We start from the raw sequence: 12,033 nt of genomic DNA on the forward strand, positions 1-12,033 counted from the left end.
AATAATGGATATTTCTGTTAAAAACGTTACCAAAATCTATGGTACTCAAAGAGCTTTAGACGATTTATCGTTTGAAGTAAAAACCGGTGAGATACTAGGTTTTTTGGGGCCTAATGGGGCAGGTAAAACAACCACCATGAAGGCTATTACATGTTACCTTTCTCCTAATAAGGGAGATATATTTCTAGGTGGTACTTCGGTCTCCAAGTCACCTGATATTATTAAAAAGAAGATCGGTTATCTGCCCGAAAATAATCCACTATATATGGATATGCCAGTTATGGATTACCTGAAATTTATAGGGAAATTACAAGGGGTTGATAAAGCTAATATAGAAGCCCAGGTATGCAAAATGGTGCGTATTTGTGGTCTCGATCTGGAAAAACATAAGAAAATAGGAGAGTTGTCCAAAGGATTTAAGCAACGGGTGGGACTAGCGCAAGCTTTAATTCATGATCCAGAAGTATTAATACTGGATGAGCCTACCACAGGATTAGATCCGAATCAAATTATTGAAATACGTGAGTTAATTAAAGAAATAGGACGAGAGAAAACGGTTATTCTCAGTTCGCATATTTTAGCCGAAGTGGAAGCTACTTGCGACCGGGTTTTAATCATCAATAAAGGAAAGATTGTGGCTGATGGCACACCGGAATCTTTGCGAAAAGAAGCACAAGGTAAAGAAATTTTAAAGGTGGGAGTGAATATTGATGATAAGAATACAGTGTATAATGCTCTTCAGCAGCTGGAGGAAATTGAGGTGGTTTCCTTTGTTGATGAAGATAAGCATTTGTTTCTCATTGAAAGTTATGCCGGCAAATCTTCTGCTCAATCCATATTTGAAATGTGCATGAACAAAGGCTGGTATCTTACACAACTTACTCCGGTAGAGAAAAATCTGGAAGATGTCTTTAGAGAGCTTACTAATTAATGATGTATTGCTTAAACGAATAACATAATGAAGCAAATTTGGATTATTACAAAAAAAGAACTGAAAGGCTATTTTGATTCTTTGATGGCCTATATATTAATAGTTGTATTTCTGGGGCTTAGTGGTTTTTTTACCTGGCTGTATGGGAATAATGATGTGTTTTTTATAAACAGGGCTACAATGCAGCCATTCTTTAGTATTGCCTATTGGACTTTGTTTATTTTTATTCCGGCTCTTACTATGAAACAAATAGCTGAGGAATACAAAACGGGAACCATTGAATTAATTCTCACTAAACCCATATCGGACTGGCAGGTTGTGACCGGAAAATTTCTGGCCACTTTTTTATTAATAGCAGTTACATTAGCTTTAACGCTACCATACTATTTTTCCATTGCCTCTATTGGTCCAATCGACCATGGTTCAGTGTTAACCGGCTACCTTGGACTTTTACTGATGAGTGCGGCCTATATTAGTCTGGGTATTTTTGCCAGTAGTATTACATCTAATCAAATAGTTGCCTTCTTGTTAGCGCTAATTATTGGTGTTTTCTTTCAAATATTGTTTGGAATAATTGCCGGAGCCTTTCCAGGTATAGTGGGTGATGTTATTTCCTACCTCGATATGCAATACCACTATCATAGCATTATTCGAGGAGTTATTGATAGCAAAAATATCATCTATTTTGCCTCTGTCATAGCTGCGGGATTAATGGCATCGGAGCTTTCTCTTGTTAAACGTAACATTAACTAATAAGTAAATCATGATTGATAAACGTCGATTTAATATATACATCGTTCTTATGCTGGGTATATTAATACTAATTAATGTGCTCGCAAATAGATTTTTTGTGCGAATGGATTTTACAGAAGATCAGAGATATACTCTTAGTGAAACTACTAAAGATATTTTGAAAGGAATAAATGAACCGGTTACAGTTACAGCCTATTTTTCTGAAGGTTTACAACCTCAGTTCGATCAGTTACGGAATGACTTTAAAGACCTGTTGGCAGAATATGCATCACGTTCGGGAAATCAGGTGGTGTATGAGTTTATAAATCCCAATGAAGATCCTGTGCACGAACAGGAAGCTGTTCAGGCCGGAATTCAGACTGTGATGATTCAGGATAGAGAAAAAGATCAGTCTACTACCAAAAAAGCTTTTATGGGTGCTATAATCAAAATTGGTGAAAACTCTGAAACCATTCCTTTTATTCAGCCGGGTGCTCAAATGGAGTATGCCTTAACAACAGCCATTAAAAAAATGACTGTTCCTGATAAATCGGCTATTGGCTTTATCACTGGTCATGGTGAACCAGCATTGAGTGAAATGGCTCAGGTGATACAAGGTTTAAATGTGTTATATGTTCCCGAAGAAGTTACCTTATCAGATAGTGTCAACCTAAGTAAATACAAAACATTGGCTTGGATTAATCCACAAGATTCAATTCCTAATGAGAAATTCGAATTAGTTGAAGCTTATTTAAAGCAGGGAGGAAATCTCTTTGTAGCATTTAATAAAGTAGATGCTCAATTGGATAGAGGAATGGGCTTTGCTAAATATACAGGTATGGGCGATTGGCTAAAGAAGCAAGGTGTAACTGTGAATGAGGATTTTGTGATTGATCAAACATGTGGGCAGGTAAATGTGCAGCAACATCAAGGGATGTTTACTGTAAATCGTCCTATCAGTTTCCCTTATTTACCAGTATTAAGCAATTTTGCCGATCATCCGGTTACGCAAGGATTAGGTACTATGATGATGCAATTTGGAAGCTCTATGGCGTTTGCCGGTGACTCAACAAAAACATTTATACCATTAATCTTTACATCTGAAAAGTCCGGTACTCAAGCTGTTCCTGTTTATTTTAATATTGAGAAACAATGGACTCAAGCAGATTTTACATCTCCCAAAATGACAGTTGCAGGTTTGTTGGAAGAGGATAATCATAAATTAATTGTGATATCAGATGGAGATTTAGCCATCAACGGATCAGGACAGAATATGCGTCAGTTGCAACCTGATAATGTCAACTTTGTAGTCAATGCCATTGATTTTATGAGTGATGATACGGGATTGATTCAATTGAGAAGCAAGCAAGTGAAAATGCGTCCATTGGAGCAATTGGATGATGCTGATAAGAACTTTCTGAAGATACTCAATTTTGTTTTGCCACTGTTTATTGTGCTGGCAATAGGTGTTTATCGCTATCAAAGAAGGAAACTTATTCGTTTAAAAAGGAAAGGAGAGAGTTATGTTTAGAAAGCTAAATATTAAAACACTGGGTATTGTGTTTTCGGCACTATTAATTATTACGGTGCTGGTTACAATTATCGATCACTCAACCGGTGTAAATACATTAAAGAGCGAACTGTTTAACATCGATCAGGCACAAATAACATCTGTTGTGCTTCAGCCCAAAATGTTGAACGGAAAACAAATTGAACTGAAGAAAGAAGGGGATAGCTGGAAAGTATTGTCTAATGGAAAGTCGTTTACAGGAGATGCCAATGCTATAGAAGGCTTAATTCGTCAGGTAAATGGTTTGAAACCACTTCGATTAGCAGCTCAAACTAAAGAACGATGGACTAATTTTGAACTGACCGACTCACTGGCTACACAGGTTAAGCTAAAAGGAACTGATGGCGTGTTGGCTACCTTGTATATTGGGAAATTTTCGTATCAGCAACCAAAGCAAAATATGGCACAACAAAATCCATATATGCAGCAACGAGGTACAATGACAACCTATGTGCGCAGTGATAATGATGATGAGGTATATGCTGTTGAAGGATTTTTGGGTAGTACAGCTAATCGCGATGTTGATGCATTCCGCGATAAAACCATTGTAAATGCTGATAAAGCGAATATCAATAAGGTTCATTTTGTAACGCCCGAGAGTTCCTTTACCATGGTGAAAAACGAAAATGCCTGGATGGTAAATGGTACCGCTTTGGACTCAACGACTGTAGCCAAGTATTTATCGGGTATTGCAAGGTTAAAAGGAAGTTCATTTACCGATGTTAAACCATCAAGCTTAACGCATCAGCTTACTATTTACTCCAATAAAGGTGAAAACATCGAAATAAGCGCTGCTTTAAAAGATGAAGATGCCGTAATTATTTCGAGTCAAAATACAGGAGCTGTTTTTACAGATAAAAAAGACAGGCTCTTTAATAAATTATTCGTGTCTAAACAGACCCTTGAGTAAGAGGCTAAATTATTACTTCCCAATGAGATCCGCTACTTTTAAGGGCGGATCTTTTTTAGTATTTGATTTGTTCGTCTGCCAATTTAAATTGTTTAATGATTTGTTTGTTAAATACTAAAACACCTTCCGTATTCAGATGAAGATTATCTCTAAAGTATTTTTTATCTGTTAATAATTCTATTTGGTTAAAATCGTAGTAAGATCCATATTTGCTTATGAACTCATTAAAGCTTTGATTGTCATATTGTAAATATTCTTCTTTTGTAAAAGGAACTTGTACGAGAGAAAGCTTTATTTCCCTATTCTTAGCCATTGTAACGATATTTTCAAATGCCTCAACCTGCTTTTTATTCATCTCTTTTTTGCGCCAGTTGCCAATTCTTTTAAGAGGATTGTACTCCTTAAGGTCGACTTGTACAAAGCCTCCTTTAATATAAGTTCGTTTGGGCTCATCAATACTTAAAGGTATTTGAGTCTTTTTGTAGAAGACTTCAGAGTAAATCCTGAAAATTAAAGTATTTAGTATCTTTAGATGCATTAAGTTTATTGCCATATCAAAGGAGTAATAATCTAACTCTCCATTAGCTATGATATCGGTGGCTGATTCAATACCATCACTGGCAAATACTTTAGGTGATACTTCATAGATGATTAGTTTAGGATTTAACTTATCAAGGTATCTATTTAATAAAACTTCTGTTTGTATAGGAGATTGCCCCGATGATCCAAGATTAAATACCTTATACCCCAATTCTTCATACATTCTTACATCAAAAGTGCTGAATGCACGTGAAGAACCCAGAAATAGGATATCTATGTTTTCATAATTTGTGACTTCGTTTAACCTTACTTTTGTGTTGTTGTTTTTTGAAGTTATTAAATTAGAACATAGGAAATTAGGGAAGTAAGATCCCCAAATGCATATTAAAATGAAATATGTAATAATTGAGACCGGGATAAATATGAGAATTTGCTTAAGGAATTTCTTCATAACTAAAACTGAAAATATATAAATGGTGATTCTGTAGTTTTCATATACATACCAATTGAAAATATGATAAAACAGTATGCGAACCATCTTAATGCTTTGTACTTACTAAGGCTTTCTATTGCATAATGAAAACGACGCCCTTTCCATTCAAGAATAATAAAGAAGAGAATTAGTATAATAGTGGTTGAAAGGTTTAGGCCTACTCCTAGTCCTTTAGGTGGTATAGTAAAGATTGATTTATTAAATATTGAAATAATGTAATTGCATGCATGTGTGATTTCGGTTGCTCTAAAAAATATCCAGGCAATTACGGTTAAACTAAATGTGATAACCATTTGTAGATATTCAAAGAGTTTAAAGTAGTATTTCTTTTGTGTAAAATCATATCCAATAATAGAATACAGATTCTTTCTGTTATTTTTAGTCAGTTGTAAGGGGATAAAATAAATGGCATTTAATAATCCCCATGCAATAAATGTCCAATTTGCCCCATGCCAAAAACCACTTACCAGAAATATTACAAAAGTATTTCTTAGTTGCTTAAATTTACTGCCTTTACTTCCTCCAATAGGGATGTATAAATAATCTCTGAACCAAGTTGATAATGAAATATGCCAACGCCTCCAAAATTCAGCAATATCTCTTGAAAAATATGGGAAAGAGAAGTTTTTCATTAAAGAGAATCCAAACAAACGGGCAGTTCCGATAGCAATATCAGAATAACCTGAAAAATCACCATAGATTTGAAAAGTAAAACATAAAGCTCCTAATACAAGCGTGCTTGCCGATAAATTATTCGAATTATCAAACACATAGTTTGCAATTTCGGCACAATTATCAGCTATTACCACCTTTTTAAATAATCCCCATAATATTTGCTTCAAACCATCTACAGCTTTATTATAGTTAAAGGTTCTTTTAGAATAAAACTGTGGAAGTAAATTAGTTGCTCTTTCTATTGGGCCTGCTACCAGTTGAGGGAAGAAGCTTACAAATGCAGCAAACGCAATAAAGTCATGGGTTGGTTGTAACTTTCTTTTGTACACATCTATTGAATAACTGAGTGTTTGAAAAGTATAAAAACTAATGCCTACCGGTAATACAAGATTTAAAGAGTAAACAGGTATTTCTTTTCCAAAGAAGGTAAAAAGAGAAACAAAGTTGTCAATAAAAAAATTGTAGTATTTAAATATACCCAAAAATCCAAGGTTAACAACAATACTTGTAACAAGCAGCAATTTTCTTTTAATCTCCTTGTTTTGTTTTGATAATAGAACTCCAATTGTATAATCAACAATGGTACTAAAGCAAATCAAAGAGAGAAATCTCCAATCCCACCATCCATAAAATATATAACTGGCTGCAACAATTAGTATATTCTGATATCTTAAGTTTTTATTTGTTACAAACCAATATAAAACAAATAATATAGGTAAAAATATGGCAAAATCTATCGAGTTAAAAAGCATTTAGTTATTTATGGTTTGTTAATGTTAATACCATGAAATAGCCCAACTTTTAAAGATGGGCTGCAGATGTATTTATTTTTTTAACGATAAAAGTATAAAAAGTAATTATGAATGCAATTTTTATCAAACGAACCGATTGTTGTTGGTTCAGTAAATAGTGTGTTGTTGAAAGAATTAGCTATTGTATGTGAAGGTGTTTTAATTAATAACTCTTGATTCTGGAATCGAAGACTATACAATGTATCAGTTTCTGAATGTTATATGTTGAACTTATATATGTTAATTTAAATCGCTCTTATAATAGTGAATAGTAATAAAAAAAATACATTAGGTTATAAAATGATATTGAAAATCTATTTATATTTACACATCGTTAAACTAAACATTTAAAAACATGTCAAAAGAAAGTGTACAACAATTACTGGACAAAGGTGGTGACGACAGACAATTTCGTGTAAAATACGATAACACCTTTTCAGAGGAGAAATTTGTAGCATTAGCCAAAGAAGATGGTTTCGATTTTACGGTTGAAGAACTAAATGCAGTGCTTCGCGAGAATGGTGATAACTTCGAATCATATGGTAACCCACCAAAGAAAGGAATTTGGGTGTAAATCACTCTGATTTGAATACGACATTACAATTACACGGTAAAAAATTGGAGCTAGCGTATAATGTTATTTTGGCAGAAGACATTATACGTTAGCTCCATTTTTTATCTTATAGGGTTTAACTTAAAGTAATGTCAATAAAATTTCTCATTTACTATTTCTTGAATAGTTAAATTAGGATTTTCTACTTGAGTGAAATAAATTGAACAATGCAAATTTTCCAGATTTGTTTTTTAAAATACGATTTATGTAACATCCTCCTCATTCAAGGCATTGCCAAATAGAAATGAATCATCAGTGGATCAATTATACTAATTGGAGGGTCAATATTACTCGTTGAAGGTGAAAAATAGCCCCGGGGAGGGTCAGACCTACTCGGGGCCTGTAAAATTAAGGGTTTTGGATGTGTTGTATTTTAATTACATCTTACTTTATTTCGAACTAAGGCATATTGGGTATTACCAATTCTCCATCTGCCTGCTTTTAAATAATTAATGTTATAAACGTTGGTGCTTGTTTCGCCATTGTCGTACTGTAAAAACACAGCAGGCTTACCTTCGTACGAAATCAATTTCCAAGTGCCAGTTTCGTGCGAACTGGATGCGCCACTTGCATATCCTCCATAATTACCCGATACACTAAATGAACCGTCGTAGTTGATCGAAAAACGACCGTTAGGGCAAAAGTTAACAAAAGTCATTGAACTGGATACATTGTCGCTAACATATGAAGAACGTTGGTAGTATACCAGCTGGCTTCCTGATATCAAATTAAGTACTTCCTGGTCCTGGTTGTTTTGTGTTTGGTATTGATTGTTGTTATTGGCAGCTGTTTGATTGTTTTGTTGCTGTTGCTCAGTACCTGAATTTTGGTTTTGGTTATTGCCATACGTCTGGCTATAATCAACCATATAAGGAGTTAAGTCTAGGTTGGCGATGTAATGAGTGTTGGCTAATTTATAGAACGATTCATTACTTCCTGCCGAATTTAATGTAAGGTTGGTTCCTTGTAAGGTAGCCGTAAAGTCAAATGGTCCGTTCATGCCATAAATAGTACCAACCAATTGATTGTTCTTTAATTGAGCTTTCATGGCAAAGTTGGTTCCAGCGGTTGTAAGCATACCATGGAACTCGTTGTCCATCTGTTTAAATTGCAGCGAAATATTGTTGCTGCTATTCATAAATGTACCTATAAAATCAGACGTTTGCGCATGCGCCATTATGCTTGTTAGCATTAATGCCAAAAGGATTAAAGTTTTTCTCATCTTTAATTTTTTTTCAAAGAAACTGATTTATAGGTCTGATTGTTTTTCGGCTGATCTTATTTTTTGATGAAAGTTTTATTTTGCCTGATGGAGATTTGTCTTATGTTTTACTGTTGTTATCAGAAGTATAGAAACGAGTTGTTGGGTATGCAAAATCAATATCAGTATGCTGTTTAAACTGAATTAAAATACTTTCCCATATTTCATCTTCCGAACCTCTTCTTTTTCTGGGGTTACACAAATAACGCATGGTAAGTTCAACGCCCGAGTCTTTAACTTTTGTGTAGATTATAGGAGTAAGGTTTTTGTAATATATCATATAGTTTTTACTGGCTTCAAAAATATCTTTTTCAGCTCCTTTACTAATGTTTTCGGCATGCTGATTAATAATTTGCTGAAGAATACTCTTTGCCTTTTCCCAATTACTTTCAAACGTTAGTAGAACAGGAATCTCATTCCAGATGTATTCAAAAGCAGTGCTGTAGTTAGCTTGTGACTCCAGTAGAACTTTTCCGTTGGGTATATGGATGATTCTACCTGTACTTTGGTCTGCATCAACCCAATTGCCAATTTCAAGTATGGTAAACTGAAAGAGGCGGATATCGATTACATCGCCGGCATGCTCGCCAATTTGGATGCGATCGCCTACTACAAAAGGTTTACGAAAAGTAATAAAGAACCATGCAGCCAGGTTGGTTAATGGATCTTTTAAAGCAATGGCTAAACCAGCCGAAAACAGTCCCAGAAAAGCTCCAAATTGCTTAAAAGCGTGCATCCATATTCCTATAATCATAACAATGCCGATTAAAGGTACAATGATGGAAAGAGCTCTTTTCCATTGGTAGCGAACTTTAATGTTTTTGTTTTGCCTCCAAACAATGCGTAAGACAATTATACGTATCAGCCATAAAATAAAAATAGTAATAACAGATACTATTAATTTACTTAGGCTGGCATCGCTTAGCCCAATGTCTTCATTCAGGTACGATTGTATCGTTTGCATTATTACTAGCTTTAGATGAAGCAAACAAAAGTTACGAAATTGTTTTAAGATATGCAGAGTTTACATGTAATACGTTGTCATGGTGATAGATATAAGAAAGCACGGAGAATTGTCCGTGCTTTCTCATAAGTGTTTATGAGAATTAATCAAATCTATCTAGATTCATCACCTTTGTCCATGCTTTAATAAAATCTTTAACAAATTTTTCTTTCGCATCATTACTGGCATAAACTTCAGCTATAGCCCTAAGTTCAGAATGATAACCAAATAGTAAATCAGCCCGGGTTGCTGTCCATTTAACTTTACCAGTCTCCCTATCAATACCTTCAAACGTCTCCTCATCTTCAGAAGTAGCCTTCCATTTAGTGTTCATGCTTAGTAAATTGATGAAGAAATCGTTACTCAATGTACCTGGTTTATCAGTGAATACTCCATCTTTATTATTCTTATAGTTTGCATCCAACACCCGCATTCCACCAACCAAGACAGTCATTTCCGGTGGAGTTAGATTGAGTAATTGGGCTTTATCAACCAGCAGGGCTTCAGTTGACATTTTATATTTTGTTTTTCTAAAATTACGAAATCCATCTGCGTTTGGCTCTAGATATGACATTCCTGTTATATCAGTATTTTGCTGTGTTGCATCCATCCTTCCAGGAGTAAATGGTACCGCAAGATTATAGCCAGCATCTTTGGCTGCCTGTTCAACAGCTGCAGAACCTCCTAATACGATTAAGTCGGCCATTGAAACTTTCTTACTGCTTGATTTAGCATTAAAGTCTGTTTGTATTTTGGAAAGTGTTTCCAATACTTTTTTTAGTTGAGTGGGATTATTGGCTTCCCACGATATTTGTGGTTCTAACATAATACGGGCTCCGTTGGCTCCGCCTTTTTTATCCGATCCGCGAAAAGTACTGGCTGATGACCAGGCTGTATATATCAATTCGCTTCTTGAAAGACCAGAATTTAAGATGTCAGATTTTAGCTTAGCAATGTCAGCCTTGCTTACTAGTGTATGATTAACTTCAGGAATTGGATCCTGCCAAATAAAAGTTTCATTAGGAGTTTCAGGACCTAGGTATAAGTTGCGAGGACCCATGTCGCGGTGTGTTAGTTTAAACCACGCTTTTGCGAAAGCTGTATCAAAATCATCGGGGTTATCGTAGAATCGTTTTGATATTTTTCCATAAATGGAATCAAATCTAAGTGATAAATCAGTTGTTAACATGGTTGGTTTGTGTCTTTTTGATTTATCAAAAGCATCAGGAATTATTTCAGGAGAATCCTTAGCAACCCATTGATGTGCACCTGCCGGGCTTTGAGTTAATTCCCATTCATTGTCGAAAAGAATTTGAAAGAATTGATGATTCCATTTAGTTGGTGTACTGGTCCAGGTAACTTCAAGACCGGAACCAATGGCGTCTGGTCCCTTGCCTGTGCCATGAGTACTTTTCCATCCTAATCCCTGGTTTTCCATTGGGGAAGCCTCTGGATCAGGTCCAACCAAGGCAGCATCTCCAGCACCATGACATTTACCAAGCGTATGTCCACCTGCAATAAGAGCAACGGTTTCTTCATCATTCATTCCCATTCGTGCGAAAGTTTCTCGTATATCAATGGCTGCTGCTACCGGATCAGGATTTCCATTAGGTCCTTCCGGATTTACATAAATAAGTCCCATTTGTACAGCTGCCAGCGGATCTTCCAAGTCACGATCGCCGGAGTAGCGTTTGTCTTCGAGCCATTTTCCTTCCGATCCCCAGTATACTTCCATGGCAGGTTCCCACACATCAGACCTTCCTCCTGCAAAACCTATTGTTTTAAATCCCATTGTTTCTAAAGCTACATTACCTGTAAGAACCATTAAATCAGCCCAGGATATTTTGCTTCCGTACTTTTGTTTAATGGGCCACAAAAGTCTTCTTGCTTTATCAAGGTTTACATTGTCGGGCCAGCTATTTAAAGGAGCAAAACGCTGTTGTCCTTGATTACCTCCTCCGCGACCATCGCCTACACGATAGGTTCCTACACTATGCCAGGCCATTCTAATGAAAAATGGACCATAATTACCAAAATCGGCAGGCCACCATTCTTGCGAATCGGTCATTAATTCCTTTAAATCTTTTTTTAATGCATAATAATCAAGGCTATTAAAGGCTTTTTCATAATCAAAACCTTCATCCATAGGGTCAGACAAGGATGAGTGTTGACGTAAAATATTGATGTCAACCTGATTGGGCCACCAATCTTTGTTGTCCATACTCATTTGAGAACCTTTATGAAATGGACATTTACCAGAGCTTTCTTCTGATTGTTGTTGTACTTGATTGTTGCAAGCTGATAAAATAAAAACCAACGTGACTAATAGTAGGGTGTTTTTCATGATTGTGATTTTAGTGATACATAACAATCATAATATATGAAATAAATACTAGGATATCAATGTTTTAACCTCTATGGTTTTGGTGTTGCTGAATAGATAAAATATAGAAGGTATAGAGGTATGTGGATCAACTAGTGATTTAATTAAACCTTTTTAAAAATAACCTAGAA

At 35.4% G+C, this 12,033-nt stretch carries 10 protein-coding genes; 5 read left to right on the forward strand and 5 right to left on the reverse strand.

Features of this window, described 5'->3' with window-relative positions:
- The first annotated feature begins 4 nt into the window (after positions 1–4).
- From KEM10_RS10055 to KEM10_RS10070, 4 genes are read left to right on the forward strand one after another with little or no spacing between them, the layout of a single operon-like run.
- Complete coding sequence (locus KEM10_RS10055) at positions 5–931, forward strand: ATP-binding cassette domain-containing protein (protein ID WP_212215853.1); 927 nt, start codon at positions 5–7, stop codon at positions 929–931.
- 27 nt (positions 932–958) lie between these two features.
- Positions 959–1,684 carry an ABC transporter permease subunit gene (locus KEM10_RS10060; RefSeq protein WP_212215854.1) on the forward strand — a complete coding sequence of 242 codons (726 nt, stop codon included), beginning with the start codon at positions 959–961 and terminating at the stop codon, positions 1,682–1,684.
- A gap of 10 nt (positions 1,685–1,694) precedes the next feature.
- Entirely contained in the window at positions 1,695–3,194 is a 1,500-nt protein-coding gene (locus tag KEM10_RS10065; RefSeq protein WP_212215855.1) for a GldG family protein, read from the forward strand.
- Entirely contained in the window at positions 3,187–4,143 is a 957-nt protein-coding gene (locus KEM10_RS10070; protein ID WP_212215856.1) for a DUF4340 domain-containing protein, read from the forward strand. The genes KEM10_RS10065 and KEM10_RS10070 overlap by 8 nt, the downstream gene beginning before the upstream one ends.
- Positions 4,144–4,198: 55 nt before the next feature.
- Here KEM10_RS10070 and KEM10_RS10075 read toward each other — a convergent pair whose 3' ends face one another.
- Together KEM10_RS10075 and KEM10_RS10080 are read right to left on the reverse strand one after the other, a co-directional pair.
- Complete coding sequence (locus KEM10_RS10075) at positions 4,199–4,906, reverse strand: hypothetical protein (protein ID WP_212215857.1); 708 nt, start codon at positions 4,904–4,906, stop codon at positions 4,199–4,201.
- 230 nt (positions 4,907–5,136) lie between these two features.
- On the reverse strand, positions 5,137–6,603 hold the full coding sequence (locus KEM10_RS10080) for an MBOAT family O-acyltransferase (protein ID WP_212215858.1): 1,467 nt from the start codon (positions 6,601–6,603) through the stop codon (positions 5,137–5,139).
- Between the two features lie 394 nt (positions 6,604–6,997).
- Here KEM10_RS10080 and KEM10_RS10085 point away from each other — a divergent pair, with 394 nt between their 5' ends.
- On the forward strand, positions 6,998–7,216 hold the full coding sequence (locus tag KEM10_RS10085; protein ID WP_212215859.1) for a Nif11-like leader peptide family natural product precursor: 219 nt from the start codon (positions 6,998–7,000) through the stop codon (positions 7,214–7,216).
- A 412-nt stretch (positions 7,217–7,628) separates the two neighbouring features.
- On the opposite strand, the gene KEM10_RS10090 is transcribed toward KEM10_RS10085, so the two are convergent.
- The 3 genes from KEM10_RS10090 to katG form a co-directional block, all read right to left on the reverse strand.
- Positions 7,629–8,477 (reverse strand): hypothetical protein, encoded by an 849-nt coding sequence (locus KEM10_RS10090; RefSeq protein WP_212215860.1) that lies wholly within the window; start codon positions 8,475–8,477, stop codon positions 7,629–7,631.
- A gap of 100 nt (positions 8,478–8,577) precedes the next feature.
- Positions 8,578–9,480 carry a mechanosensitive ion channel family protein gene (locus tag KEM10_RS10095; protein ID WP_212215861.1) on the reverse strand — a complete coding sequence of 301 codons (903 nt, stop codon included), beginning with the start codon at positions 9,478–9,480 and terminating at the stop codon, positions 8,578–8,580.
- 142 nt (positions 9,481–9,622) lie between these two features.
- The gene (katG, locus tag KEM10_RS10100) at positions 9,623–11,863 is read right to left on the reverse strand and encodes a catalase/peroxidase HPI (RefSeq protein WP_212215862.1); all 2,241 of its coding nucleotides are present in this window, start codon (positions 11,861–11,863) and stop codon (positions 9,623–9,625) included.
- Positions 11,864–12,033: the final 170 nt, after the last annotated feature.

Origin of the sequence: Carboxylicivirga linearis (genome assembly GCF_018271995.1) — a bacterium.
In the GTDB taxonomy this organism is placed as follows: domain Bacteria; phylum Bacteroidota; class Bacteroidia; order Bacteroidales; family Marinilabiliaceae; genus Carboxylicivirga; species Carboxylicivirga linearis.